Below are 25,615 nucleotides of genomic sequence, written 5' to 3'. Positions count from 1 at the left end.
ATACAGTGAATTCACCATTCACACTCGGAGAACACGCCCATGAATCTGAAGACCATGACGTTGGCCCTGGTGGTGACCGGAGTAGGGGTGCTGGCCGGATGCTCGTCGCCCTCGGTTATTCAGCAACGCGACGGAACCTCGACGGTGACGCCCGACGAGCCTACCTACGACAAGCAGTCCGGCATGTACGAGTATGACAAGGACGGCAAGAAGGTCCAGATCAACAAGGACGATGTGAAGTCAATCGAAGAGGTCAAGTAACCCTTCGCCAGACCACCATGAAAAACCCCGGCCGAGGCCGGGGTTTTTTGCTGGGCACGCGGCTTACTTGTCCGCATCCTCGGCGTGGTAGCGGCCCACGCGCTCGACTTCGTTCTTCGAGCCCAGGATCACGCTGACGCGCTGGTGCAGCTTTTCCGGCTGGATGTCCAGGATGCGCTGGGTGCCGTTGATCGCCGCGCCGCCGGCCTGCTCGATGAGCAAGCTCATGGGGTTGGCTTCGTACATCAGGCGCAGCTTGCCGGCCTTGCCCGGCTCGCGCGCGTCCCACGGGTACATGAAGATGCCGCCGCGGGTCAGGATACGATGCACGTCGGCCACCATCGAGGCGATCCAACGCATGTTGTAGTCCTTGCCCAGGGGACCGGTGGCGCCGGCCAGGCAGTCGTCGATGTAGCGCTTGACCGGGGCGGCCCAGTGGCGCATGTTCGACATGTTGATGGCGAATTCCTTGGTGTCCTCGGGCACGCGGATGTTCTCGTGGGTCAGCACCCACGAACCCATTTCACGGTCCAGCGTGAAGCCCACCACGCCGTTGCCGATGGTCAGCACCAGCATGGTCTGCGGGCCGTAGACGGCGTAGCCGGCCACCACCTGCTTGTTGCCCGGCTGCAGGAAATCGGCCTCGCAGACGGGCGCGCCCGACACATTGTGGGGCGCATGCAGCACCGAGAAGATGGTGCCGATCGACACGTTCACGTCGATGTTCGACGAGCCGTCCAGCGGATCGAACAGCAGCAGGTATTCGCCCTTGGGATAGCGGTTCGGAATCAGGTGGATGGTCTCCATCTCTTCCGACGCCATGGCCGCCAGGTGGCCGCCCCATTCGTTGGCTTCCAGCAGGATCTCGTTGGACAGCACGTCCAGCTTCTTCTGCACTTCGCCCTGCACGTTCTCGCTTTCGAGGCTGCCCAGCACGCCGCCGAGCGCGCCCTTGCTAACCGCGTGGCTGATCGCCTTGCAGGCGCGCGCCACGACTTCGATGAGCAGCCGCACTTCGGGGGCCAGGGCCTGCGCGGAGCGCTGCTGCTCCACCAGGTATTGGGTAAGTGTTTTACGTTTCAAAAGGTTCTCCCTATGCTGCGAATTCTAATGCTTTGGACACGATTTCCTGCACGTTGCGCGACAGCCCTTCGTGGGCGCGCACCTGCTGCAGGGCTTGCTGCATGGGGCCGCGCAAGGCCGGCACGTAGCGTGACCAGTTGTCCAGCGCGCGCGCCAGGCGCGCGGCGATTTCCGGATTGAGCGCGTCCAGCGCCAATACCTGGTCGGCCCAGAAGGCGTAGCCGGATCCGTCCGGATGGTGCATGCCGCGGGCGTTGTTCAGACAGAACTGGAAAATCAATGCCCGCGCCCGGTTCGGATTGCGCAGCGTGAACGCCGGGTGCGTCATCAGTTCGCGCGCCGTCTGCACCGTCGTGTAGCGCGCCGCCGCCTGCAGCGCGAACCACTTGTCCACCACCAGCGCGTTGTCGCGCCATTTGTCGTAGAACGCCGCCAGCGCCTGCTGCGGGAACTCGCCCTGGCCGTAGTTGATCAGGGCCGACAGCGCCGCCATGCTGTCGGTCATGTTGCCGGCGTGCTCGTACTGCTGCTCGGCCAGACGCTGCGCCTCGTGCTCGCCGGCGGCCATAAGGTGGCTGAGCGCCAGGTTCTTCAGGGCGCGCTTGCCGGCCGGTACCGGCGCGGGGCTGTACGCGCCCGGCGTCTGGTTGTCATCGAAGGCCTGGCGGAATTCCACCGCGAGTTGGCGGCCCAGTTCGGCGCGCAGGAAGTCGCGCGCAACCGCCAGCGCCGGCGGATCGATGGCCAGCATGCGTTCGGCCAGGGTCTTTTCCGACGGCAGCGCCAGGGCGCGCGCGCGGTAGGCGGCATCCAGCGCCGGGTCGGTCAGCAGCGCGCGCCAGGCGGCGATGAAGGCCGGGTCGGCGTGCAGCGTGCGGCCTGCCTGGCGGGCCTCGGCCAGCGCCAGGATCTGGCGGGTGGCCAGTTCCTGGCCGGCTTCCCAGCGCGCGAACGGGTTGCCGTCGTGCGCCGACAGCAGCGCCAGTTCTGCGTCGGTCCAGTCGTAATCGACGATCACGGGCGCGGAAAAATCGCGCAACAGCGACGGCACTGGCATCTCGTCGATGTCGTCGAAATGCCATTGCTGGCTCTGGGTCGTCAGTTCCAGCAGCGCGGTGTCCTGGACCGCGCCGTCGTGGCGCAGAGGCAGGGCGCGGCCTTGGCGGTCGAGCAGGCCGATGGCGAAGGGAATGTGGTACGGCGCCTTGACGAAGCCGGCGGGGGCCTTCTTCTCGACGCCGACCGGCAAGCATTCCTGCGACAGGGTCACGGTGCAGCGGCGCGCGGCGGCGTCGTGCGTCAGCTTGACCGTCACGCGCGGCGTGCCGGCCTGACGGTACCAGTTGCGGAACACGGACAGGTCGCGGCCCGGGTGCTGGCGCGTATAGACCGATTCCATGGCGGCGACGAAGTCGTCGCAAGTCACGGCCTGGCCGTCGTGGCGGCGGAAATACTCGTCCATGCCGGCGCGGAAACCGGCTTCGCCCAGCAGCGTGTGCTGCATGCGGATGACCTCGGCGCCCTTCTCGTACACCGTGGCGGTGTAGAAGTTGCCGATTTCCTGGTAGCTGTCGGGGCGGATCGGGTGGGCCATCGGGCCCGCGTCCTCGGGGAACTGCGCCGCGCGCAGCGTCACCACGTCGTCGATGCGCTTGACCGCGCGGGCGCTGGCCGCGGCGGTATCGTCCATACCCTGCGCCATCATGTCGGCGCTGAATTCCTGGTCGCGGAACACCGTCAGGCCTTCCTTCAGGCTCAACTGGAACCAGTCGCGGCAGGTGACGCGGTTGCCGGTCCAGTTGTGGAAATATTCGTGGCCGATGACCGATTCGATGCCCTCGTAATTGGCGTCCGTGGCGGTATCCGCGTCGGCCAGCACATAGGCGGCATTGAAGATGTTCAGGCCCTTGTTCTCCATTGCGCCCATGTTGAAGTCATGGACGGCCACCACCATGAAGCGGTCCAGGTCGAGTTCCAGGCCGAAGCGGGTCTCGTCCCAGCGCAGCGCGCGCACCAGGGAGTCCAGCGCCCATTCGGTCTTGGTCTCGGCGCCCGGGTCGCTATACACCTGCAACAGCACGTCGCGGCCGCTGGCTGTCTTGACGGTGGTTTCGCGGTGGGTCAGGTTGCCGCCCACCAGGGCGAACAGGTAGCAGGGCTTGGGGAACGGGTCTTCCCATTCGACTTCGTTGCGGCCGTCGGGCAACTGGCGCGAGGCGACCAGGTTGCCGTTGGACAGCAGCACCGGGTAGGCCGGTTCGGCGCGCAGGGTCACGCGATAGCGCGACATGACATCCGGGCGATCGGCGAACCAGGTGATGCGGCGAAAGCCCTCGGCCTCGCATTGGGTGAAGAAATTGCCGCCCGATACATACAGGCCCATCAGGGTCGAATTGGCGGCCGGTTTGCAGCGGCTGACGATCTCCACGGAGGCTTCGGCGGGCAGGCCGTACAGCGCCAGGCTCTGTTCGGACAGGTGGTAGCGGTCGGCCGGCAGGGCCTGGCCGTCCACGCCTACCGAGACGAGTTCCAGTTCTTCGCCGTCCAGCACCAGGGCGGCGTCGGCGCTGGCGTCGGTCTTGCGCCGCACCTGCATGACGCAACGCACCTCGGTGCTGTCCGGCGCCAGGTCGAAGGTCAGGCAGACGTGTGGAATGTCGTAGGGGTAGGGCTGGTAATCCTTGCGATATACGGTAACGGGCGTGTCTGTGCGCATGGGATTGCAGTCCTGTATGAACGAGAGTCCTATTGTAGTGGTTGGGCCGTGCCACGCCGACGCGGCCGGACGCGGCGGGCGTAAACTTTCGGCGGCCCATGTGGTCAAAGCTCAGTATGATGGGCGCCGTCGCGCAATGAGGAGTTGCATATGTTTCGTTCTTCCCCGCTCAATGCCGGCCGCTGGGCCGCCGTGCTGGCCGTTTTGGGGGCGCTTGTGCTGAGCGGATGCGCCACGCCCTCGGTCTCGGCGCGTGTCACCTCGTTCCAGCAATGGCCCACCGGCGTCGAAGGCCAGACCTACCAATTCGTGCCGGCCGATCCTTCGCAGGCCAATAATCTCGAATACCAGTCCTACCAGGATATGGTCCGCGCGGGTATCGGCGCGACCGGGCTGGTGGAAGCGCGCGCCGGCACCAAGGCCCGTTTCGATGTTTCCTTTCGCTATGGCACGACCCAGACCCAGGTGATGGTGCGGCGGCCCTATGACCCGTATTTCAACGGTGGCTACGGTTATGGCGGCTTCTATGGTCCGCGGCCCTGGGGCGGATACTACGGTTATTGGGGGCCGGAATGGGTTGACGTTCCGGTCGTGGCCCAGCGCAATACGCTCACCCTGCAGATCCACGACAATCAGCGCGGCGGGGCGGAGGTCTATCGTTCCAGCGCCTACATTCTCAGCGAGCAGGACAATTTCATGCGCATGATGCCCTTCCTGGTGCGGGCAATATTTGACAATTTCCCGGGAAATAATGGCGCTGAACGTGAAATCCAGTTTCCGTTGCAGTGAATTTCGCAGCCTTGCGCTGCAATCCTAAAATAAAAAAAGCGCACCATATTGGTGCGCTTTTTATCTTTCTTACTGAAAAATAGCTTTTATTCCTTGATCAGAAAACTGTCGCGCGTGGCGCCAGCGGCTTCTTCCGCGGCGAGCCAGCGCGGCGCCTTGCCGCGACCGCTCCAGGTTTCGCCGGTTTGGGGGTGGCGGTACTTGGGCGCCACAGCGCGCTTGACGGCGTTGGCGGGGCGGGCGGCGGCACCGGCCTTGCGGCGGCCACCTGCGGCGCGGACGGGTTTGCCGGCGCCATAGGCGGCGGCAATCTCTTCTGGGGTGATGTCGTATTCGCGCATGGAAGTGATGATCGAAGCGATCACCGGCTTACGGCGCTTGGTCTGTAGGACTTCAGCCTTCTTTTGGAGCTTGTTGATTTCCTTTTCGATCTTTGCTTGCAGAGCTGCGTAGGTTTCTCGGGCCATGGTTATTCCTGATTATGGAACTGCTTTAATCGCCGGCGGAGTTATGTTTATTTGTTGTGCCTCGCATAATACAGAAATTACCGCCCGCTTGCCGCGGTTCGGGACTAATTACTTTGTATCAAAACCGCCGGAGAGTCTTTAGGCACGCGGGTTCGCGCCATGAACAAGTTTTGGGAAGGATATTCCCAAATTTGGGACTAATTGAAACAAGGCTTGCTTTGGTTCATAGAACGGACGAATGCCGGGAATGTTTGTCTGATTTATAGGTCTTTGTTTCATGAAGTGAGCGGATGGCGGGCAGATCGAGAATTTTCAGCCCTAAGTCAGGACATTTTCCAGCAAGGCGGCAACGCATGGCGGGATTTATCGAAACTCGCGCCAAGAGGTCGGATGACCTGGGTCGGGCGCGTATTGCAGCGGTTTGCCTGGCTATGCGTATTTTCATTCCCACCCTTCGAGAATGTTATGCCGGCTTGCTTTCCCACATGTGAGGACCGGCTCGGGGCCTTGTTGCAGGCTTCGTTATTGCAGGCTTCGCTATTTTTGTTGTCGAGTTGTATGACAAGTTTGCGGCCGGGGGGCGAAGTAAGACAGCGGGGGTGGATGGATATGCGCGGCGGAACAGCCGTATTTTGTCGCGCGCGCCGCTTTTAGTTTGGGACCAGTCCCCAATTGGTTAACTTGCTAGTAAATATGGGCGGCGCGCGACGTCGTGCCCGTGTCGGCGGTACGATATAGCCTTGAGCGTCATGACAGCCGCGTGACCCCGCCGGCGCGCCCCAACAGAGTCCTATGAAAATCATCGATCCCGCTATTGCATCCCTGGCCACCGCCAAATCGCTGTTGCTCGACCCCTGGGGGCTGACCGAGGCCGACATGGCGCGCGCGCTCGGCGAAATCTTCACCCACAAGGTCGACTACGCCGATCTGTATTTCCAGTACACCCGCAGCGAAGGCTGGAGCCTGGAAGAGGGCATCGTCAAGACGGGCAGCTTTTCCATCAGCCAGGGAGTCGGTGTGCGGGCCGTGAGCGGCGAGAAAACCGCGTTTGCCTATTCCGATTCCCTGTCGCCCGAGGCCCTGCTGTCCTCGGCCCACGCGGTGCGCGGCATCGCCCGCCGCGGTGCCGGCAAGGTCAAGGTGGCAGCGCAGGTCGAGGCCGAAATCGGCCGCAGCCTGTATGCCGACATCGATCCGGTGGCGACACTGACCGCCCCCGAGAAGGTCGCGCTGCTCGAGCGCATCGAGCGCATGGCGCGGGCCCGCGACCCGCATGTGATCCAGGTCATGGCCGGCCTGGGCGCAGAGTACGACGTGGTGCTGGTGGCCGGCAGCGATGGCCGCCTGGCCGCTGACGTGCGGCCCTTGGTGCGCCTGTCGCTGACCGTGATCGCCGAGCGCAATGGCCGGCGCGAGATGGGCCATGCCGGCGGCGGCGGCCGCCTGGGGCTGGCGTATTTCACCGACGAAATGCTGCAGGGCTACGTCGAGCGCGCGGTGCACGAAGCCATGGTCAATCTCGAGGCCCGTCCGGCGCCGGCTGGCGAAATGACCGTGGTGCTCGGGTCGGGTTGGCCCGGCATCCTGCTGCATGAAGCGGTGGGCCACGGTCTGGAGGGCGATTTCAACCGCAAGGGATCGAGCGTGTTCTCGGGCCGCATCGGCGAGCGCGTCGCCTCCAAGGGCGTGACCGTGGTTGACGATGGCACCATTCCGGACCGCCGCGGCTCGCTCAATATCGACGACGAAGGCAACGCCACCCAGCGCAACGTGCTGATCGAAGATGGCATCCTGCGCGGCTACATGCAGGACACCCTGAATGCCCGCCTGATGAAGACGGCGGCCACCGGCAACGGCCGCCGCGAATCGTTCGCGCACCTGCCGATGCCGCGCATGACCAACACCTACATGCTGGCTGGCGACAAGGCGCCCGAGGAGATCATCGCATCCGTCAAGCGCGGCCTGTACGCGGCCAACTTCGGCGGCGGCCAGGTCGACATCACCAATGGCAAGTTCGTGTTCTCAGCCTCCGAGGCCTACATGATCGAGGACGGCAAGGTGACGTATCCGGTCAAGGGGGCCACGCTGATCGGCAACGGCCCAGACGCCATGACCCGCGTCACCATGATCGGCGACGACCTGAAGCTGGATTCGGGCGTGGGCACGTGTGGCAAGGATGGCCAGAGCGTGCCGGTTGGCGTGGGCATGCCCACGGTCCGCATGGAAGGCCTGACCGTGGGCGGCACCGCCTGACGCACCCGCCACGACTGCCCCGCGACCGGTCGGCGGGGGAGCGCTACGCCGCATTGAAAACCGGCGTGACGGTCCGAAAAAATTGTGCTAGAGTCTTTTCCCATGAAATTTGCGTCCCCCGCCTTTTACTTTTACTTTTATGGTTTTCTGAAGCCGCTGGCGGAGGAAGGGACGCGCTCAATCTGAAGTTTGGAAAGAATCCCCCCAAAAAAGCCGCCAGCGAACTGGCGGCTTTTTTTGTGCCGTCAGCTTGAGGAACACCCCGGGACCGATCCCGGTGGCGGGAAACCCAGGAGCAGTACCGTGTCACACAATACCGACGACCTTCGCATCCGAGAAATCAAAGAGCTGAATCCGCCCGCGCACGTGATGCGCGAATTCGCCTGCACCCAGCAGGCCTCCGACACCGTGTTCGCTGCCCGGCAGTCGATGCACCGCATCCTGCATGGCATGGACGACCGCATGATCGTCGTGATCGGCCCGTGTTCGATTCACGATACCCGCGCGGCGATCGAATATGCGAAGCGGCTCAAGCCGGTGCGCGACCGCCTGAGCGCGGACCTGGAAATCGTCATGCGCGTGTATTTCGAGAAACCGCGCACCACGGTCGGCTGGAAGGGGCTGATCAACGACCCGGACCTGGACGGCAGCTTCGACATCAACAAGGGGGTGCGCGTGGCGCGCGAACTGCTGTTGGACATCAACAGCCTGGGCCTGCCGGCAGGGTGCGAGTTCCTCGACATGATTACGCCGCAGTACATTGCGGACCTGGTGTCCTGGGGGGCGATCGGGGCGCGCACGACGGAAAGCCAAGTGCATCGCGAACTGGCGTCCGGCTTGTCGTGTCCGGTGGGTTTCAAGAATGGCACGGATGGCAATGTGAAGATCGCGGTCGACGCGATCAAGGCGGCCTCGCAGCCGCACCATTTCCTGTCGGTGACCAAGGGCGGACATTCGGCCATCGTCTCGACGGCCGGCAACGAGGACTGTCACGTCATCCTGCGCGGCGGCAAGACGCCGAACTACGACGCCGCCAGTGTCGATGCCGCCTGCCAGGACATGGCCAAGGCTGGCCTGGCGCAGCGCATCATGATCGATGCCAGCCACGCCAACAGCAGCAAGAAGCCCGAGAACCAGCCGCTGGTGATCGAGGACGTGGCGCGCCAGATGGAAGCCGGCGACGCGCGGCTGGTCGGTGTGATGGTCGAAAGCCACTTGCTGGGCGGCCGCCAGGACATGGTGCCGGGCACGCCCCTGGTGTACGGCCAGAGCATCACCGATGGCTGCATCGACTGGGATGCTTCGGTGGCCGTGCTCGAACGCCTGGCGCACGCCGTGCGGGAGCGCCGCCGCGTCGCGCTGACCTCCGGCAAGTGAGCCGGACGGGCCGCAAGCCGTCCGCACGGGCGGTTTGCGGTGCAGCATGGCGGGCGGCGTAGAATAATCGGATTACCCAATCCGAGAATCCGCTGATCATGAACGCTCCCTTGCACGCTGAATCGCTGCGCCGCGCGGTGCCGGCCGCCTGTCTCGAGGCCTTGCGCGCCCGCTTTGGCGATCGTTTCTCCGAATCCTCCGCGGTGCGCGAGCACCATGGCCGCGACGAATCGCCATATCCGGCGATGCTGCCCGACGCCGTGGTCTTCGCCCAGAGCACCGAAGAGGTCGCCGAAGTCGCCAGGCTGTGCAACGAACACCGCGTGCCGCTGATTCCCTATGGCGCGGGGTCATCGCTGGAAGGTCACATCCTGGCGATCCAGGGCGGCATCAGCCTGGATCTGTCGCAGATGAACAAGGTGCTGGCGGTCAACGCCGAAGACCTGACCGCCACCGTGCAGGCTGGCGTGCTGCGCAAGCAGCTCAATGAAGAGATCCGCAGCACCGGCCTGTTCTTCCCGATCGATCCGGGCGCCGATGCCAGCCTCGGCGGCATGGCCGCCACGCGCGCCTCCGGCACCAACGCCGTGCGCTACGGCACCATGCGCGAGAACGTCATGTCGCTGACCGTGGTCACCGCCGACGGCCGCATCGTGCGCACTGCCGGCCGCGCCCGCAAGTCGTCGGCCGGCTACGACCTGACCCGCATCTTCGTCGGCAGCGAAGGCACGCTCGGCATCATCACCGAAGTCACCGTGCGCCTGTACCCGCAGCCCGAGGCCGTGTCGGCGGCGGTCTGCAACTTCCCCACGCTGGACGCCGCAGTGCAGAGCGTGATCGAAATCATCCAGATGGGCGTGCCGGTCGCCCGCGTCGAGTTCATGGACGCGGCCAGCGTGCGCGCCGTCAACCTGCATAGCAAGCTGACGCTGCGCGAGACGCCGCTGCTGGTGTTCGAATTCCACGGCAGCCCGGCGGGCGTGCAGGAGCAGGCCGAGACCGTTCAGGCCATCACCGCCGAGCACGGTGGTATGGACTTCGAATGGGCCGAGCGTCCCGAGGACCGCAGCCGCCTGTGGACCGCGCGTCACAATGCCTATTTTGCCGGCCTGCAACTGCGCCCGGGCTGCCGCGCCAGCACCACCGACGTCTGCGTGCCGATCTCGCGCCTGGCTGACTGCGTGCGCGAGACTGTCGAGGAACTGGACCGGGCCAGCTTCCCATACACCATCGTCGGCCATGTGGGCGACGGCAACTTCCACGTGCTGATGCTGCTGGATGCCGACAACGAGCGCGAATGGCAGGAATCCGAGACCATCAACCACAACCTGGTGCGCCGCGCGATCGCCGCCGATGGTACCTGCACGGGCGAGCATGGCGTTGGCCTGCACAAGATGCAGTTCATGGCCGAAGAGCATGGCGATGACGCCCTCGACCTGATGCGCAGCCTCAAGCATGCGTTCGATCCCAATAACATCCTCAACCCGGGCAAGATCGTGTCCTGGTAAGTCGCCGTCAGGGCGCACGGAAGAGGCCGGTGGGGCAACCCACCGGCCTTTTTCGTCGGCGCGTCGCGCGGCCCGCGGCCGCGGTTGACAATCATTCTCAAGCGCTGGGAATGGGCTGGCCGCCCGGCCCAGCGCGTGCCGGTGCCCTCCGTTCACCCGATGCTTTACGGCTGGTTACGTCTGCGGCACCGCGCGGCCGTTGGATGTACGCAAGGATGCGGGTAAATCCCGGCCTGCGTCCAGCCTGCGGTCGCGCTATTGTTGCGCTCATGAATTCACTGGTCGAAACCGGCCTGGCACAAGTGCAGGCGCCTTATTCGTTGCAGCAACTCGTCGAGGCGTTGGCGGCCGCGCTGCCGTCGCATTGCGTGCTGTTTCGTGAAGAGGATACCCGTCCGTACGAGTGCGACGGGTTGTCGCTGTACCGTGCCTTGCCCGCCGTGGTGGTGCTGCCCGAGACCGAGGAGCAGGTACAGGCGGTCATGCGGATCTGCAAGCGCTTCAACGCGCCGCTGGTGGCGCGCGGCGCCGGCACCGGCCTGTCGGGCGGCGCCATGCCGCACAGCCAAGGCGTGCTGCTGGGCCTGTCCAAATTCAATCGCATCAAGCATATCGACCTGGCCAGCGCCACCGCGGTGGTCGAGCCGGGTGTGCGCAATCTGGCCATTTCGGAAGCCGCGGCCCCCTACGGGCTGTATTACGCGCCCGATCCGTCGAGCCAGATCGCCTGTTCGATCGGCGGCAACGTCGCCGAGAACTCGGGGGGCGTGCATTGCCTGAAGTACGGCTTGACGGTGCACAACGTGCTGCGCGTGCGGATGATCACGATCGATGGCGAGGTGGTGGAGCTCGGCTCCGAGGCGCCGGACGCGCCGGGGCTGGATCTGCTGTCGGTGTTCATCGGTTCCGAAGGCATGCTGGGCGTGGTGACCGAAGTGACGGTCAAGCTGATTCCCAAGCCGGCCTGCGCGCAGGTGGTGATGGCGAGCTTTGCCAGCGTCGAGGCCGCGGGCAATGCGGTGACGCAGGTGATCGCGGACGGCATCATTCCCGCCGGCCTGGAGATGATGGACCGGCGCGCGACGCACATGGTCGAACCCTTTGTGCGCGCCGGCTACGACATGGACGCGCAGGCCATCCTGCTGTGCGAGTCGGATGGCACGCCCGAGGAAGTGGCGCACGAGATCGCGCGCATGGAAGCTATCTTCCGCGCGGCCGGCGCCACCCGCTGCCAGGTGTCGGCGTCGGAAGCCGAACGGCTCAAATTCTGGGCGGGGCGCAAGAATGCGTTTCCCGCCGCCGGGCGCGTGTCGCCCGATTACTACTGCATGGACGGCACGATTCCGCGCCGTCATCTGGCCCGGGTGCTGGGCGCCATCGAGCAAATGGAAGACGAGTTTGGCCTGCGTTGCGCCAACGTGTTCCATGCGGGCGACGGCAACCTGCATCCGCTGATCCTGTTCGATTCGAATAAACCGGACGAAGTGGAACGCGCCGAGAAATTCGGCGCGGCCATCCTCGAACTGTGCGTGCAGGTAGGAGGAACCGTGACTGGAGAGCACGGTGTGGGAATGGAGAAAATAAATCAAATGTGCGTGCAATTCTCTCGCGAAGAACTCGACGCGTTCCTGGCGGTCAAGCGGGCATTCGATCCGCCGTGCCTGCTCAATCCCGAAAAGGTCATACCTACGCTGGCCCGTTGCGCGGAATACGGCAAGATGCACGTACACGCGGGCGAGCTGCGCTTCCCGGATCTCGCTCGCTTCTAGGACGTCTCCCCTATGGACTTCGTCCTGTCGGAATTGTGCGACCAGGTCATGACGGCCCGCGCCGGTCACAAGCCGCTGTTCGTCATGGGCGGCGGCAGCAAGGCGTTCTATGGCAACTATCGGCCGGTGACGCCGCAGGATGGCCATTGCCTGCTGGATATGACGCCGTATCGCGGCATTGTCAGCTATCACCCGTCGGAACTGGTGGTGACGGTGCGGGCCGGTACGCCCTTGGCCGAACTGGAAGCGGCGCTCGCCGAGCGCGGCCAGATGCTGGCTTTCGAGCCGCCGCATTTCTCTCCCGCCGCCACCGTTGGCGGCTGCGTGGCCGCGGGCCTGTCGGGGCCGCGCCGCATGAGCGCGGGGGCGTTGCGCGATTTCGTGCTGGGCGCGCAACTGCTGGATTCGGATGGGCGAGTGCTGTCGTTCGGCGGCGAGGTCATGAAGAACGTGGCCGGCTATGACGTCTCGCGCCTGCTGGCGGGCTCGCACGGCATCTTCGGCGCCATACTGGAAGTGTCGCTGAAGGTCGTTCCCCGGCCGCAGGAGGAACTGACGCTGGCGCTGCCGGCGACGCAGGCGCAGGCCTTGGCCAGCTTTGCCCTGTGGCGCGGCAAACCCCTGCCGATCTCGGCCACCAGTTGGGCGGGCACCGCCGGCCAGGAAGGCCTGATGCATGTACGTCTGTCCGGCGCGCCCCCCGCCATTGCCAGCGCGCGGCAGGTGATTGGCGGCGATGCGCTGGCGCCCGAGGCGGCCGAGTCCTGGTGGGCCGGATTACGCGAACAGACCCACGCTTTTTTTGCGCCGGGCCAGCCTGTGTGGCGCCTGGCCTTGCCGCCAACCGCGGCCGCGCTGGGCAGCGGGCAGGCCCTGGTGGAGTGGGGCGGTGGCCAGCGCTGGCTATCGGGCCCGCAGGATGCGGCCGAACTGCGCGAACTGGCGCAGCGGTTGGGCGGGCACGCGACGCTGTTCCGTCCGGCCGGCATCAGGCCGCCGGCCGATGGCGTGTTCCATCCGCTGTCGCCGGGCGTGGCGTTGATCACGCGCCGTCTCAAGCAAGAACTCGATCCGGCCGGGCTGTTCAACCCGGGCCGGTTGGTCCTGGAGCTATAGGCATCATGCAAACCAATCTCGCGGCCTGGGCCCGCGATACCGATCTGGGCAATGAGGCCGATGCGATCCTGCGGCGCTGCGTGCATTGCGGCTTCTGCACGGCGACCTGTCCCACATACCAGGTGCTGGGCGATGAACTCGACAGTCCGCGCGGCCGCATTTACCTGATCAAGCAGGTGCTGGAAGGCGCCGCACCGACCCGCTCGACCCAGCAGCATTTGGACCGATGCCTGACTTGCCGCAATTGCGAAACCACCTGCCCGTCAGGCGTGCAATATGGCCACTTGGTGGATATCGGCCGTCAGGTCGTCGAAGAACGGGTGCCGCGCCCCTGGGCCGAGAAGGCCAAGCGCAAGATGTTGCGCCGGGCCATGCTGTCGCCGCTGTTCGGGCCCGCCATGCGGGTGGGGCAGGCGGTACGCGGCGCCTTGCCGGAAGCGCTCCGGCGCAAGGTGCCGCAGCGTCGTCCCGTCGGCGCCTTGCCGCCGGTGGCGGGACATGCGCGGCAGGTGCTGATGCTGGCTGGCTGCGTGCAGCCGTCGATGATGCCGACGATCGATGCCGCCACCATCCGGGTATTGGACGCCATCGGCATCGGCGCGCGCATCGCGCCGGGCGCGGGTTGCTGCGGCGCGGCCAGTTTCCATCTGGACGCGCAGGCGGCGGCGCTCGACCAGATGCGCGCCAATATCGATGCCTGGTGGCCATTGGTGCAGGATGGCGCGGTCGAGGCCATCGTCATGAATGCATCGGGTTGCGGCGCCATGGTCAAGGAATATGCGCATCACCTGCGCCATGACCCGGCCTATGCCCAGCGCGCCGCGGACATCGTGGCGCGGGTCAAGGACGTGGCGGAGATCGTCGCGCCGCATGCGGGACAACTGCGCGCCCGGTTGGCCGACAAGGGCACGCGGGCGGCGTTTCATCCGCCCTGCACGCTGCAACATTGGCAGGGGCTGCGGCCGTTGTCCGAGCAATTGCTGGTCGATCTGGGCTTCGCGCTGCAGCCGTTCGCCGAGCCGCACCTGTGCTGCGGCTCGGCGGGCGCGTATTCGGTGCTGAACCCCGAGATCGCGCTGGCGCTGCGCGACCGCAAGCTGAGCGCCATCGCGCCGGGCGCGCCGGACGTGATCCTGTCGGCCAATATCGGCTGCATCGGTCATTTGCAGAGCGGTACCAGCACGCCGGTGCGGCACTGGATCGAAGTGGTGGACGAGCGGCTGGCTGCCCCCTAGCGGGCAACGGCGTCAGGCCCGGCGGGCGTGCCGGCGCATCGCGGGCATGCCCCGCGAGGCCCGGGCCTCGCGGGGCTGGCGCCTCACTCCACGGCCTTGACCATGTCTTCGAGCACCTTCTTGGCGTCGCCGAAGACCATCATGGTGCGGTCCATGTAGAACAGTTCGTTGTCCAGGCCGGCGTAGCCGGAGGCCATCGAGCGCTTGTTCACGATCACGGTGCGGGCCTTGTAGGCTTCCAGGATCGGCATGCCGGCAATCGGCGACTTGGGATCGTTCTTGGCGGCCGGGTTGACCACGTCGTTGGCGCCCAGCACCAGCACCACGTCGGTCTGGCCGAACTCGCTGTTGATGTCGTCCATCTCGAAGACCTGGTCGTAAGGCACTTCGGCCTCGGCCAGCAGCACGTTCATGTGGCCCGGCATGCGGCCGGCGACCGGGTGGATGGCGTATTTGACGGTGACACCGCGTTCGGTGAGCTTTTCGGCCAGCTCCTTGAGCGCGTGCTGGGCGCGTGCCACCGCCAGGCCGTAGCCCGGCACGATGGTGACGCTTTCGGCATTGGTCATCAGGAACGCCGCGTCGTCGGGGCTGCCCGACTTGACGCTGCGCTGCTGGCCGCCGCCCGCCGCCGCGGCTTCGCCCGCCTGACCACCGAAGCCGCCCAGGATGACGTTGAAGAACGAGCGGTTCATCGCCTTGCACATGATGTACGAGAGGATGGCGCCGGACGAGCCCACCAGCGAGCCGGCGATGATCAGCATCGGGTTGTTGAGCGAGAAGCCGATGCCCGCCGCCGCCCAGCCCGAGTAGCTGTTCAGCATCGACACCACCACTGGCATGTCGGCGCCGCCGATCGGGATGATGATCAGCACGCCCAGCACGAAGGCGATCAGCGTCATGATGATGAAGGGCGTCCAGGCCTGCGTCAGCATGAACCACACGCCCATCGCCAGCATCAGCAGCGCCAGCGCCAGGTTCAGCATGTGCTGGCCGGCGAACACCACCGGCGCCCCCTGGAACAGGCGGAACTTGTACTTGCCCGACAGCTTGCCGAAGGCGATCACCGAACCCGAGAAGGTAATGGCGCCGACGAAGGTGCCGATGAACAGCTCGAAGCGGTTGCCGGTGGGGATCAGTGTGCCGGCGGCGACGATGCCGAACGCATGCGGCTCGGCCACCACAGCCACCGCGATGGCCACTGCCGCCAGGCCGATCATGCTGTGCATGAACGCCACCAGCTCGGGCATCTTGGTCATTTCGACGCGCTTGGCCATCAGCGTGCCGATCGAGCCGCCGAACAGCAGGCCGAGCACTACCCAGCCCAACCCGATGCCGGCGGCGCCGCTGCGCGCCAGGCCGACGATGAGCGCGCCAGTGGTCAGTACCGCGATCGCCATGCCGGCCATGCCGAAGGCATTGCCCAGGCGCGAGGTGGTGGGATGCGAGAGGCCCTTGAGCGCCTGGATGAAGCAGACCGAGGCAACCAGGTAGAGCAGCGTGACAAGGTTCAGCGAGATCATTTCGCATCCTCCTTGGCCGCCTTCTTTTCCTTCTTCTTGAACATCTCCAGCATGCGTCGCGTGACCAGAAAGCCGCCGAACACGTTGACCGCGGCCAGCGCCACGGCAAACACGCCCATGCCGCGCGCCAATCCGCCTTCGGTCAAAGCCGCCGCCAGCATGGCGCCGACGATGATGATGGCCGAGATCGCGTTGGTCACCGCCATCAGCGGGGTGTGCAGCGCGGGGGTGACGTTCCAGACCACGTGGTAGCCGACGTAGATCGCCAGCACGAAGATGATGAGATTCATCAGGGTAGGGTTGATCGCTTCCATGCCTTTAGCTCCCGCGCGTCACAATGCCGCCTTCGCATACCAGGCAGGCCGCCACGATTTCATCGTCGCGCTGGATTGCCAGCGCGCCGTCCGCATTGATGATGAGTTTCAGGAAGTCGAGGACGTTGCGGGCGTAGAGCGCCGACGCGTCGGTCGCCACCAGGCCGGGCAGGTTGGTCAGCCCCACCAGGGTCACGCCGTGCTTCTCGACCACCTTGCCTTTCTCGGACAGCGGGCAGTTGCCGCCGCGCTCGACCGCCAGGTCCACCAGCACCGAGCCGGGCTTCATAGCCGCGACGGTCTCGGCCGACACCAGCGTGGGCGCGGGGCGGCCGGGGATGAGGGCGGTGGTGATGACGATGTCGGCCTGCTTGCAGCGTTCCGACACCAGCGCCGCCTGCCGCGCCATCCAGGCCGGCGGCATGGGGCGCGCGTAGCCGCCCACGCCTTGGGCGATCTCGCGTTCTTCGTCGGTCTCGAACGGCACGTCGATGAACTTGGCGCCGAGCGATTCGACCTGCTCGCGCGCGGCGGGCCGCACGTCGGAGGCCTCGACCACCGCGCCCAGGCGCTTGGCCGTGGCGATGGCCTGCAGGCCGGCGACGCCGGTGCCCAGCACCACGGCGCGCGCGGCCTTGAGCGTGCCGGCGGCGGTCATCATCATGGGGATCAGGCGGCCGTAGTGGTGGGCCGCCAGCAGCACCGCCTTGTAGCCGGCCAGGTTGGCCTGCGACGACAGCACGTCCAGGCTCTGGGCGCGCGTGATGCGGGGCGCGGCTTCCAGCGCGAAGCCGGTCAGGCCGGCGGCGGCCATCTGCGCCAGGCCGTCGGCGTCGAACGGGTCGAGCATACCGATGACCACCGCGCCGGCTTTCATCTGCGGCAGTTCGGACGCGGAGGGGGCGCGAACCTTCATGACCAGCTCCGCCCCGAGCGCCTCCTGGGCGCCGCCGAGCGTCGCGCCCGCGGCCTCGTAGGCTTCATCCAGATAGCGTGCCGCGCTGCCTGCGCCACGCTCCACGACAACGGTGTGTTTGCCGCCTACGTACTTCTTGACGGTTTCCGGTGTTGCTGCGACACGGGTTTCCCCGTCTCGGGTTTCCTTTGGTATCCCGATGTGCATCGACGCCTCTCCTCAGAAGGTTCGCCGTAGTTATAACGGATATACGCCCGGGACAGGAGTTTCCACGCCGCCCAAAAGAAAGCCCCATGGGGTTAACCATGGGGCTTGGGGCTTGCGCCCCGGTCACACCGGCCAGACTGACAACGGGCTGCTGGCCGGCACTGGCGCGCAGGCGTCCGGCGTCAGGCCGTCTGCGCGCGAGTCCAGTCGATCAGCGCGGCGGTCAGGTCGCGCAGGTCGGCTTTGAGGCGGCCGTAGTTGGCCGATGGACGCAGGCTGACCTCGTCCATGTAGAGCTTGCGGTTGATCTCGATCTGCAGGCTGTGGCGGCCTTGTTCGGGGCGGCCGAAGGCGCGCACCAGTTCGACACCCTTGTAGGGATCGTTCACCGTCACGTCGTAGCCGCGTTCGCGCAGCCAGGCCGCGACGAATTCCCGGAATGCCGGATCGCTGGTGCTGCCGTCGCGGTCGCCCAGCACGAAGTCCGGGTGGACCAGGCCGGGGCGGTCGGTGGCGTAGGCGCCGGCGACGCTGGGCATGGAGTGGCAGTTGATGTGCCAGACCTTGCCGAACTTCTGGTGGGCGCTGTCGAGCACCTGGCCGAGCGCCGCATGGTACGGCTTCCAGCAGGCCTCGATGCGGTGCGTCACTTCTTCGACGCTCAGCTTGCGGTCGTACAGCGGCGTGCCGTCGTCCAGCATGCGCCAGATCAGGCCCTTGCCCAGCTTGACCTTGGGCGAGGCGTTGACCGCGCCGGGCCACGACTGCTCCAGCAGCAACTCGTCGATTTCATCGGGGGCGCGATTGGCATCGATGTAGGCGCGCGGAAAGCTCGCGGCGACCATGGGCACGCCCATGTCGATGGCGTCGCCCCACAGATCGTCAACCCAGGTGTCCTCGGCCGTGCGCAGTGCGCCGAAATCCACCGCGGGCGCGAAGTCGGGCGGATAGGTGGTGCCGCTGTGCGGGGAGTCCAGCACGAGCGGGGCCGAAGGCGCCGAGTTCGGGTATTGCAGCGGAAGGTCGAGCCGGTAGGACAGGGGTTGGGTGATTCGCATATGGGGGTGTTGCGTTCGTGAATCGGAGCCCCCCGCGCGCCGCGCGGGCGCGGCGGGGGTCGAAGATCGCTTAGTCGATCTTCACGTTGGCTTCTTTGGCGATGCGCTTGTTCTTGGCGATTTCAGCCGAGATCTGCTTGGCGAACGCTTCCGGCGTGTTGGCGGCGGGTTCGGCGCCCAGCGCTTGCAGGCGCGACTTGACGTCGGCTTCGGCGCTGACCTTCTGCACGGCGGCGTTCAGCTTGGCCAGGATCGGCGCCGGCAGCTTGGCCGGGGCGACCAGGCCGAACCACGAGGCGTCGTTGACGGCAGGCAGGCCGACTTCGGCGAACGTGGGCACGTTCGGCAGGCTGGCCACGCGCTTGGGAGCGGCCACGGCCATGGCGATCAGGCGGCCGGACTGTACGTGCGGCAGGGTCGAGGGCAGGTTGTCGTACATGACATCGACTTGGCCGGCCAGCGCGTCGTTCAGCGCCGGGCCCACGCCGCGGTACGGCACGTGCATCAGGTCGGTGCCCGACGCCATCTTGAACAGTTCGCCCATCATGTGCGAGACCGAGCCGTTGCCGGCCGAGGCGTACGTCAGCTTGCCCGGCTGGCTCTTGGCCAGCTTGATGAACTCGGCCATGTCCTTGGCCTGCACCTTCGGGTTGATGGTCATGATGTTCGGCACGGCGGCCAGGTTCGAGATCGGCGTGAAGTCCTTCTCGCCATCGAACGGCAGGTTCGGATAGATGGCCGGGTTGATGCCGTGCGTGCTGACGGTGGCGATGCCCAGGGTGTAGCCGTCCGGCGCGCTGCTGGCGACGAAGGCGCTGCCGATCGAGCCGCCGGCGCCGCCGCGGTTTTCCACCACGACGGTCTGGCCCAGTTCCTTGCCCAGCTTGTCGGCGAACAGGCGGCCGACGATGTCGGTGGTGCCTCCCGGCGGGAACGGCACGATCAGGCGGATCGGCTTGCTCGGATAGGCGTCGTCGGCATGGGCGATGCCCGAGGTCAGCGGCGTGGTCAGCGTCGCGACGGCGACGCAAAGACCCAGGACTACATTACGGCGTTGCATGAATTCCCCTATGAATTGAAACGCGGATGCGCAAAAGGCAGACGCAAACAGGCAGATTCTTTCTTGCAAGGCCAGTTTGCACAAACGAAAGTTTCTCCTTAAGCTATAACTTTTTTTCATGCCTCTTTTGCGGCGAAGTTTCATTATGTAACTTCAGGCCCGTCGAACCCGGCATCGAGGCCCGCTTCCATGAGACGCTTCTGTCCTTCACTCACCGACCTGCAGGCCTTCGAAGTGGCCGCCAGGCACAGCAGTTTCACCCGCGCCGCGCAGGAGCTGTGCGTGACGCAGGGCGCGGTGAGTAAGCAAGTGAAACACCTGGAGGAGTTCGTCGGCGTCGAACTATTCCTGCGCATCAGGCAAGGCCTGGTCCTGACCGAGGCCGGCCGTGGCTACCTGACCAAGATTCAGGCCGGGTTGGGCCAGATCGAGGCGGCCACGGTCGAGCTGATCGCGCATCAGGGGCAGGGGGGCACTCTCAACCTGACCTGCATGCCGACCTTTGGCGCGCGCTGGCTGATCCCGCGCCTGACCGCCTTCATGCGGTTGCGCCCGGACATCCATGTGGAATTCCTGCCGCACCGCCAGGGCTACGATTTTTCATCGCCCGAACTGGACGCCGCGGTCCGTTTCGGCGAAGGCATCTGGCCGGGCAGCGGCGCCGATTACATTGTCGGCCGCGAGATCCTGCCGGTCTGCAGCCCGCGCCTGATTCCGGGGGGCTGTAGCACGCCGGCGGACCTGCTGGCCTACCCCCTGCTGCACCACACTTCGGCCCTGGAAGGCTGGCGCGACTGGTTCGAGCAGGCCGGCTGCGATACCCGGCGCAGCCTGGAAGGCGCGCGTTTCGACCAGTACGCGCTGCTGTCGCAGGCGGCCGCGGCTGGTTTCGGCGTGGCGCTGATCCCGCGCTGCCTGATCGAGGACGAACTGCGCGACGGCAAGCTGATGGTGGCGATCCAGCTGCCGATCCGCGCGCGCATGGGCTATTACCTGTGCTATCCCGACCAGAAGGCCAACCTGCCCACCTTGCAGGCATTCCGGACCTGGTTGATGGAGGTCTCGCGGGCGGCCGAGCCGCAACCCGAGGCAGAGGCCAGCCCGCAGTAAAATGGCGCGATCATGAGTCAAAAATCCACCAAGAAGGGCCGCGTTGTCGTCGGCATGTCCGGCGGGGTCGATTCTTCGGTCACCGCCTGGCTGCTCAAGCAGCAAGGCTATGAGGTCGTCGGCCTGTTCATGAAGAACTGGGAAGACGACGACGATTCCGAATACTGCTCCACCCGGCAGGACCTGCTGGACGCGGCCAGCGTGGCCGACCTGGTCGGCGTCGAATTCGAATATGTCAATTTCGCCGCCGAATACAAGGACCGCGTATTCGCCGAGTTCCTGCGCGAGTACTCGGCCGGCCGCACGCCCAACCCCGACGTGCTGTGCAATGCCGAAATCAAGTTCAAGGCGTTCCTCGATCACGCCATGGCGCTGGGCGCCGAGCACATCGCCACCGGCCACTATGCCCGGGTGCGCGAAGTGTCGGCCGAAGGGGGCGCTTCGCGCTTCGAATTGCTCAAAGCGCTGGACGGTTCCAAGGACCAGAGCTATTTCCTGCATCGCCTGAACCAGGCGCAACTGTCGCGCACCCTGTTCCCGCTAGGGGAGATCCACAAGACCGAGGTGCGCCGCATCGCGCATGAGATCGGCCTGCACAACGCCGCCAAGAAGGACTCCACCGGCATCTGCTTCATTGGCGAGCGGCCGTTCCGCGAGTTCCTCAATCGCTACCTGCCGACCGAGCCGGGCCCGATCCTGACGCCCGAAGGGCAACAGGTCGGGCGCCACGAGGGCCTGTCTTTCTACACGCTGGGCCAGCGCAAGGGCCTGGGCGTGGGCGGTGTGAAAGGCCGCCAGCGCGATGACGGCACGGCCGAGGCCTGGTACGTGGCGCGCAAGGACCTCGAACGCAACGTGCTCTACGTGGTGCAGGGGCATGACCATCCCTGGCTGCTGTCCGGCTCGCTGCGGGCGCAGGACGCCAGTTGGGTCGCGGGGCAGGCGCCGGCCGCCGGGATGTACGGCGCCAAGACGCGCTACCGTCAGGCCGACGCGGCCTGCCGGCTCGGCGATGCCACCGACGCGGGCTTCGCGCTCGACTTCACCGAGGCGCAATGGGCGGTCACGCCCGGGCAGTCGGCGGTGCTCTACGATGGCGACGTCTGCCTGGGCGGCGGCATCATCGTCTAGGGGCGGTTCGCCCGGCAAGACGCCTTCGGGCGGGCCGCGCTACCGATAGCCGTGCCAGCCAGGCCCCGCGGGCATCGCGTCCGCGGGGCCTGATTCATGAAAAAGCGGCACAAAAGCCGGCAACGAGGAGAGGGAAGTGGACGTAACGATGGTGGTTTGCCTGCTGGCGCTGGGTGCGCTGGCAGGCTTCGCGGCGGGCTTGCTGGGGATCGGCGGTGGCATGCTGCTGGTGCCGTTCCTGACGATGCTGTTCACCTGGCAGGGCATGCCGGCCGACCTGGTGGTGCACGCCGCCATCGCCACGTCAATGACCTCGATCCTGTTCACCTCGATTTCCAGCGTGCGCGCGCACCAGCAGAAGGGCACGATCAAGTGGCGCATTGTCTGGGCCATGGCGCCCGGCATCATCCTCGGCGGCCTGTTGTCCGGGGGCGCGGTGTTCGCGGCGCTGAGCACTTTGTGGCTGTCGCTGTTCTTCGCGCTGTTCGTCGGCTATTCCGGCTGGAACATGCTGCGCAACAAAAAGCCCAAGCCCAGCCGCCAGATGCCGGGCGTCCTGGGCACCAGCGCGGCCGGGGCCGGCATTGGGTTCCTGTCGGGGTTGGTGGGGGCGGGCGGAGGCTTCCTGTCGGTGCCGTTCATGGTCTGGTGCAACGTCGCGCTGCACAACGCGGTGTCGACCTCGGCGGCGCTCGGCTTTCCCATCGCGCTGGCCAACAGCATCGGCTACGTGGTCTCGGGGTTGAACGAAGGCGCCACGCGGCCCGGCATGTTGGGCTACATCTATTGGCCGGCCCTGCTGGCATTGGTGTGCGTCAGCGTCCTGACCGCGCCGCTGGGCGCGCGCATGGCGCACCGGCTGCCGGTGCAGACGCTCAAGCGCGTGTTTGCCTGCCTGTTGTTCGCGCTGTCGGCTTACATGCTCTTCAAGGCGGCGCAGGCAGTGCTGGCCTGAGCCGGAAGCGAAACCGGCCGCGCGAGGCGGCCGGAGCGGGATCCGGGGTGCCGGAACGCCTCAGGCCGTCTTGGGAACGGTGTCCAGGAACGATTGGCGCTGCGACAGCTTGTCGTACAGGCGCGCCAGATTGGCGTGGTCGGCGCGCCAGTCCAGTTCGGCGAAGCGCAGGTCGAGGTAGCCCAGGGCACAGCCCACGGCAATGTCGGCCAGGCTGTAGTTGATGCCCATGCAATGGGCGTTCTCTCCCAGGCTCTTGTTCATGGCATCCAGGCTGGCGTGGATCTTGCCGTATTGGCGCTCGATCCATTCCGGACTGCGCTGCGCCTCCGGGCGCTGCTTTTCCTTGACGATGGTGACGCAGGCGTCCAGCACGCCATCGGCGATGGCTTCCCAGCACTTGACGGCCGCGCGGTCGCGGCCCGGCTGCGGAATCAGGCGGGCGACGGGCGACAAGGTGTCCAGGTATTCGACGATAACGCGCGAGTCGAACAGGGCGCCGCCATCTTCCATGACCAGGCAGGGCACTTTGCCCAGCGGGTTGTACGTTTGGATCTGCGTGTCGGCGGACCAGACGTTTTCGAGTTCAAGCCGATAATCCAGCTTTTTCTCGGCCATGACGATACGCACCTTGCGCACGTATGGACTGGTAAGCGAGCCGATCAGTTTCATGGATTCACAAGCGGAGTCGGAAAGCGGCCGAAGTATAGCAGGCCGCATGACGGCCAAACCGTCCGCGGGACGGAATCTCGCCCAGTTTGCCACAATGTTGCGTGGCCCTGAATGATAAAATCGCCGGGTTTTCCCCTCCGCAGCTTTTTCTTTCCCAGACCATGCAAATCGCCGACCAGCTTAGCCAACTTAATGCCCTTTCGCCACTGGATGGCCGATACGCCTCCCGCGGCGACGCGTTGCGCGGGCTGCTCTCCGAGGCCGGTTTCATGGCCCACCGCGTCGAAGTCGAGGTGGCCTGGCTGGTGGCCCTGTCCGATGCCGGCCTGCCGGAACTGCCCGCCTTTTCCCAGGAAGCGCGCGCCCGCCTGCAGCAGTTGGTGCGCGATTTCTCGGAAGCAGACGCCGCCCGCATCAAGGACATCGAGCGCGTCACCAACCACGACGTCAAGGCGGTCGAGTATTGGCTCAAGGAAAAGGTCGCCGACCACGCCGAACTGGCGACCGCCGCCGAATTCATCCATTTCGCCTGCACCTCCGAAGACATCAACAACACCTCGCACGCGCTGATGCTGTCGCGCGCCCGCAACGAGGTGGTATTGCCGCGACTGCGCGAAATCGCGGCCAAGCTCAACGACATGGCCGTGGCCCAGGCCGACCAGCCGATGCTGTCGCGCACGCACGGCCAGCCGGCCAGCCCGACCACGCTGGGCAAGGAATTCGCCAACGTCGCGGCGCGCCTGAACCGCGCCATCGCCGCGGTCGAGGCGGTCGAGCCGCTGGCCAAGCTCAATGGCGCCACCGGCAACTACAACGCCCACCTGTCGGCCTACCCGGAAATCGACTGGCCCGCCTTCAGCCAGCGCGTGCTGGCCGGCCTGGGCCTGACGCAGAACCGCCACACCATCCAGATTGAACCGCACGACTGGATGTCGGCGCTGTTCGACGCCATCGTGCGCGCCAACATCATCGTGCTCGACCTGGATCGCGACATCTGGGGCTACGTGGCCCTGGGCTACTTCAAGCAGCGCCTGAAGGAAGGCGAGGTCGGCTCGTCGACCATGCCGCACAAGGTCAATCCGATCGACTTCGAGAACTCCGAAGGCAACCTGGGCCTGGCCAACGCCGTGTTGCGCCACCTGTCCGACAAGCTGCCGATCTCCCGCTGGCAGCGCGACCTGACCGACTCGACCGTGCTGCGCAACCTGGGCGTGGGCCTGGGCTACTGCCTGGTGGCGTGGGATGCCTGCATGCGCGGCCTGGGCAAGCTGGAAGTCAACACCGCCGCGATCGACGCCGACATCGACGCCTGCTGGGAAGTGCTGGCCGAGCCGGTGCAGACCGTCATGCGCCGCTATGGTCTGCCGCAGCCCTACGAGCAGCTCAAGGCCTTGACGCGCGGCAAGGGCATCACCGAGGAAGCCCTGCGCGAGTTCATCCAGGGCCTGGCCCTGCCGGATGAGCCCAAGGCGCGCCTGCTGGCGATGACCCCGCGCTCGTACATCGGCCTGGCGGCGGATCTGGCCCGGGCGGTATAGTCGCCTTGCCGCGCGCGCTGCGCGCGGCATTCTTGTCGTACTTACGGGAGATTGCAATGAAGAAGTTGTCCACGCTCGCCGCGCTGGCCTGTATGACCGTCGGGTCGCTGCTGGCGACCTCGGCCCAGGCGCAGTTCGCCAAGCCCGAAGATGCCATCAAGTACCGCCAGTCGGCACTGACGCTGATGGCATCGCACTTCGGCCGCATGGTGCCGGTGGTCAAGGGCCAGGCGCCCTACGACGCGGCCCAGATCAAGGCCAACGTCGAGGTGCTCAAGACCTTGTCGGCGCTACCGTGGACGGCTTTTGGCGCGGGGACCGAAGGCGGTGACGCGCGTCCGGAAATCTGGAGCGATGCGGCCGGCTTCAAGCAGAAGCAGCAGGCGTTCCAGGACAATATCGTCAAGCTGTCGGCCGCCGCGGATGCCGGCGACCTCGACAAGCTGCGCGCCGCTTTCGGCGACGTGGGCGCGAGCTGCAAGGCCTGCCACGACAGCTATCGCAAGAAGAAGTAAGCCGGCCCACGCGCGGGACATGCAAAAAAGCCCTTCAGGATC

The 25,615-nt window shown here is 65.8% G+C and carries 22 protein-coding genes; 13 read left to right on the top strand and 9 right to left on the bottom strand.

Translation table 11 applies throughout. From position 1 onward, the window contains the following. Positions 1-39: 39 nt before the first annotated feature. Complete coding sequence (locus tag K2W61_RS00225; RefSeq protein WP_175132546.1) at positions 40-261, top strand: YgdI/YgdR family lipoprotein; 222 nt, start codon at positions 40-42, stop codon at positions 259-261. Positions 262-324: 63 nt separating this feature from the next. Here the strand turns inward: K2W61_RS00225 and K2W61_RS00220 are convergent, their stop codons facing one another. Both K2W61_RS00220 and pepN read right to left on the bottom strand, forming a co-directional pair. After that, complete coding sequence (locus tag K2W61_RS00220) at positions 325-1,344, bottom strand: class 1 fructose-bisphosphatase (protein WP_236754919.1); 1,020 nt, start codon at positions 1,342-1,344, stop codon at positions 325-327. Positions 1,345-1,354: 10 nt separating this feature from the next. Continuing rightward, on the bottom strand, positions 1,355-4,060 hold the full coding sequence (gene pepN / locus K2W61_RS00215) for an aminopeptidase N (protein ID WP_175132548.1): 2,706 nt from the start codon (positions 4,058-4,060) through the stop codon (positions 1,355-1,357). A gap of 150 nt (positions 4,061-4,210) precedes the next feature. Between pepN and K2W61_RS00210 the strand changes: the two genes are divergently transcribed. Continuing rightward, positions 4,211-4,849: a DUF4136 domain-containing protein gene (locus K2W61_RS00210; RefSeq protein WP_175132549.1), complete on the top strand. Its 639-nt coding sequence runs from the start codon at positions 4,211-4,213 to the stop codon at positions 4,847-4,849. Positions 4,850-4,935: 86 nt separating this feature from the next. On the opposite strand, the gene K2W61_RS00205 is transcribed toward K2W61_RS00210, so the two are convergent. Continuing rightward, positions 4,936-5,316, bottom strand: a complete 381-nt coding sequence (locus tag K2W61_RS00205; protein WP_175132550.1) for an H-NS histone family protein — start codon at positions 5,314-5,316, stop codon at positions 4,936-4,938. A 792-nt stretch (positions 5,317-6,108) separates the two neighbouring features. Between K2W61_RS00205 and tldD the strand changes: the two genes are divergently transcribed. The 6 genes from tldD (at position 6,109) to glcF (ending at position 14,574) form a co-directional block, all read left to right on the top strand. Next, complete coding sequence (gene tldD, locus K2W61_RS00200) at positions 6,109-7,569, top strand: metalloprotease TldD (protein ID WP_175132551.1); 1,461 nt, start codon at positions 6,109-6,111, stop codon at positions 7,567-7,569. Positions 7,570-7,872: 303 nt separating this feature from the next. Next, positions 7,873-8,946 (top strand): 3-deoxy-7-phosphoheptulonate synthase AroG, encoded by a 1,074-nt coding sequence (aroG, locus tag K2W61_RS00195; RefSeq protein ID WP_175132552.1) that lies wholly within the window; start codon positions 7,873-7,875, stop codon positions 8,944-8,946. 98 nt (positions 8,947-9,044) lie between these two features. Beyond that, positions 9,045-10,454 carry an FAD-binding oxidoreductase gene (locus K2W61_RS00190; protein WP_175132553.1) on the top strand — a complete coding sequence of 470 codons (1,410 nt, stop codon included), beginning with the start codon at positions 9,045-9,047 and terminating at the stop codon, positions 10,452-10,454. A gap of 269 nt (positions 10,455-10,723) precedes the next feature. After that, positions 10,724-12,223, top strand: coding sequence for an FAD-linked oxidase C-terminal domain-containing protein (locus tag K2W61_RS00185; protein ID WP_175132554.1), 1,500 nt, complete (start codon positions 10,724-10,726; stop codon positions 12,221-12,223). Positions 12,224-12,235: 12 nt separating this feature from the next. Next, complete coding sequence (gene glcE / locus K2W61_RS00180; protein ID WP_175140851.1) at positions 12,236-13,339, top strand: glycolate oxidase subunit GlcE; 1,104 nt, start codon at positions 12,236-12,238, stop codon at positions 13,337-13,339. Positions 13,340-13,344: 5 nt separating this feature from the next. Beyond that, positions 13,345-14,574 carry a glycolate oxidase subunit GlcF gene (gene glcF, locus K2W61_RS00175; protein WP_236754918.1) on the top strand — a complete coding sequence of 410 codons (1,230 nt, stop codon included), beginning with the start codon at positions 13,345-13,347 and terminating at the stop codon, positions 14,572-14,574. Between the two features lie 83 nt (positions 14,575-14,657). Here glcF and K2W61_RS00170 read toward each other — a convergent pair whose 3' ends face one another. The 5 genes from K2W61_RS00170 to K2W61_RS00150 all read right to left on the bottom strand — a co-directional run bounded on the left by K2W61_RS00170 (position 14,658) and on the right by K2W61_RS00150 (position 19,652). Continuing rightward, positions 14,658-16,097, bottom strand: a complete 1,440-nt coding sequence (locus tag K2W61_RS00170; protein ID WP_236754917.1) for an NAD(P)(+) transhydrogenase (Re/Si-specific) subunit beta — start codon at positions 16,095-16,097, stop codon at positions 14,658-14,660. Continuing rightward, positions 16,094-16,411 carry a proton-translocating transhydrogenase family protein gene (locus tag K2W61_RS00165; protein ID WP_175132558.1) on the bottom strand — a complete coding sequence of 106 codons (318 nt, stop codon included), beginning with the start codon at positions 16,409-16,411 and terminating at the stop codon, positions 16,094-16,096. Before K2W61_RS00165 ends, K2W61_RS00170 begins: the two co-directional genes overlap by 4 nt. A gap of 4 nt (positions 16,412-16,415) precedes the next feature. Further along, positions 16,416-17,534: a Re/Si-specific NAD(P)(+) transhydrogenase subunit alpha gene (locus tag K2W61_RS00160; RefSeq protein ID WP_236754916.1), complete on the bottom strand. Its 1,119-nt coding sequence runs from the start codon at positions 17,532-17,534 to the stop codon at positions 16,416-16,418. Between the two features lie 182 nt (positions 17,535-17,716). Beyond that, positions 17,717-18,592 (bottom strand): N-formylglutamate amidohydrolase, encoded by an 876-nt coding sequence (locus tag K2W61_RS00155; RefSeq protein ID WP_175132560.1) that lies wholly within the window; start codon positions 18,590-18,592, stop codon positions 17,717-17,719. A gap of 70 nt (positions 18,593-18,662) precedes the next feature. Beyond that, a complete protein-coding gene (locus K2W61_RS00150) occupies positions 18,663-19,652 on the bottom strand; it encodes a Bug family tripartite tricarboxylate transporter substrate binding protein (protein ID WP_175132561.1) in 990 nt (329 codons plus the stop codon). A 189-nt stretch (positions 19,653-19,841) separates the two neighbouring features. Between K2W61_RS00150 and gcvA the strand changes: the two genes are divergently transcribed. The 3 genes from gcvA (at position 19,842) to K2W61_RS00135 (ending at position 22,848) form a co-directional block, all read left to right on the top strand. Further along, a complete protein-coding gene (gcvA, locus tag K2W61_RS00145; RefSeq protein WP_175132562.1) occupies positions 19,842-20,762 on the top strand; it encodes a transcriptional regulator GcvA in 921 nt (306 codons plus the stop codon). A 12-nt stretch (positions 20,763-20,774) separates the two neighbouring features. Next, positions 20,775-21,893: a tRNA 2-thiouridine(34) synthase MnmA gene (mnmA, locus tag K2W61_RS00140; RefSeq protein WP_236754915.1), complete on the top strand. Its 1,119-nt coding sequence runs from the start codon at positions 20,775-20,777 to the stop codon at positions 21,891-21,893. Positions 21,894-22,029: 136 nt separating this feature from the next. After that, positions 22,030-22,848, top strand: a complete 819-nt coding sequence (locus K2W61_RS00135) for a sulfite exporter TauE/SafE family protein (RefSeq protein WP_175132564.1) — start codon at positions 22,030-22,032, stop codon at positions 22,846-22,848. 60 nt (positions 22,849-22,908) lie between these two features. On the opposite strand, the gene K2W61_RS00130 is transcribed toward K2W61_RS00135, so the two are convergent. Continuing rightward, on the bottom strand, positions 22,909-23,520 hold the full coding sequence (locus K2W61_RS00130; RefSeq protein WP_175132565.1) for a glutathione S-transferase: 612 nt from the start codon (positions 23,518-23,520) through the stop codon (positions 22,909-22,911). A 161-nt stretch (positions 23,521-23,681) separates the two neighbouring features. Between K2W61_RS00130 and purB the strand changes: the two genes are divergently transcribed. After that, on the top strand, positions 23,682-25,058 hold the full coding sequence (purB, locus tag K2W61_RS00125) for an adenylosuccinate lyase (protein ID WP_175132566.1): 1,377 nt from the start codon (positions 23,682-23,684) through the stop codon (positions 25,056-25,058). Positions 25,059-25,114: 56 nt separating this feature from the next. After that, on the top strand, positions 25,115-25,573 hold the full coding sequence (locus K2W61_RS00120; protein WP_175132567.1) for a c-type cytochrome: 459 nt from the start codon (positions 25,115-25,117) through the stop codon (positions 25,571-25,573). The last annotated feature ends 42 nt before the right edge of the window (positions 25,574-25,615 follow it).

Origin of the sequence: Achromobacter pulmonis (assembly GCF_021733725.1) — a bacterium.
Classification (GTDB): domain Bacteria; phylum Pseudomonadota; class Gammaproteobacteria; order Burkholderiales; family Burkholderiaceae_B; genus Achromobacter; species Achromobacter pulmonis.
Note: the sequence above shows the minus strand (reverse complement) of the source record. Positions and strands in the feature narration are given on the sequence as shown.

Bases quoted from the DNA above. Each gene is read 5' to 3' on its own strand.
- K2W61_RS00225 (WP_175132546.1), top strand. From the start codon at position 40: ATGAATCTGAAGACCATGACGTTGGCCCTGGTGGTGACCGGAGTAGGG.
- pepN (WP_175132548.1), bottom strand. From the start codon at position 4,060: ATGCGCACAGACACGCCCGTTACCGTATATCGCAAGGATTACCAGCCC.
- K2W61_RS00210 (WP_175132549.1), top strand. From the start codon at position 4,211: ATGTTTCGTTCTTCCCCGCTCAATGCCGGCCGCTGGGCCGCCGTGCTG.
- K2W61_RS00205 (WP_175132550.1), bottom strand. From the start codon at position 5,316: ATGGCCCGAGAAACCTACGCAGCTCTGCAAGCAAAGATCGAAAAGGAA.
- tldD (WP_175132551.1), top strand. From the start codon at position 6,109: ATGAAAATCATCGATCCCGCTATTGCATCCCTGGCCACCGCCAAATCG.
- K2W61_RS00190 (WP_175132553.1), top strand. From the start codon at position 9,045: ATGAACGCTCCCTTGCACGCTGAATCGCTGCGCCGCGCGGTGCCGGCC.
- K2W61_RS00185 (WP_175132554.1), top strand. From the start codon at position 10,724: ATGAATTCACTGGTCGAAACCGGCCTGGCACAAGTGCAGGCGCCTTAT.
- glcE (WP_175140851.1), top strand. From the start codon at position 12,236: ATGGACTTCGTCCTGTCGGAATTGTGCGACCAGGTCATGACGGCCCGC.
- glcF (WP_236754918.1), top strand. From the start codon at position 13,345: ATGCAAACCAATCTCGCGGCCTGGGCCCGCGATACCGATCTGGGCAAT.
- K2W61_RS00170 (WP_236754917.1), bottom strand. From the start codon at position 16,097: ATGATCTCGCTGAACCTTGTCACGCTGCTCTACCTGGTTGCCTCGGTC.
- K2W61_RS00165 (WP_175132558.1), bottom strand. From the start codon at position 16,411: ATGGAAGCGATCAACCCTACCCTGATGAATCTCATCATCTTCGTGCTG.
- K2W61_RS00160 (WP_236754916.1), bottom strand. From the start codon at position 17,534: ATGCACATCGGGATACCAAAGGAAACCCGAGACGGGGAAACCCGTGTC.
- K2W61_RS00155 (WP_175132560.1), bottom strand. From the start codon at position 18,592: ATGCGAATCACCCAACCCCTGTCCTACCGGCTCGACCTTCCGCTGCAA.
- K2W61_RS00150 (WP_175132561.1), bottom strand. From the start codon at position 19,652: ATGCAACGCCGTAATGTAGTCCTGGGTCTTTGCGTCGCCGTCGCGACG.
- gcvA (WP_175132562.1), top strand. From the start codon at position 19,842: ATGAGACGCTTCTGTCCTTCACTCACCGACCTGCAGGCCTTCGAAGTG.
- mnmA (WP_236754915.1), top strand. From the start codon at position 20,775: ATGAGTCAAAAATCCACCAAGAAGGGCCGCGTTGTCGTCGGCATGTCC.
- K2W61_RS00130 (WP_175132565.1), bottom strand. From the start codon at position 23,520: ATGAAACTGATCGGCTCGCTTACCAGTCCATACGTGCGCAAGGTGCGT.
- purB (WP_175132566.1), top strand. From the start codon at position 23,682: ATGCAAATCGCCGACCAGCTTAGCCAACTTAATGCCCTTTCGCCACTG.
- K2W61_RS00120 (WP_175132567.1), top strand. From the start codon at position 25,115: ATGAAGAAGTTGTCCACGCTCGCCGCGCTGGCCTGTATGACCGTCGGG.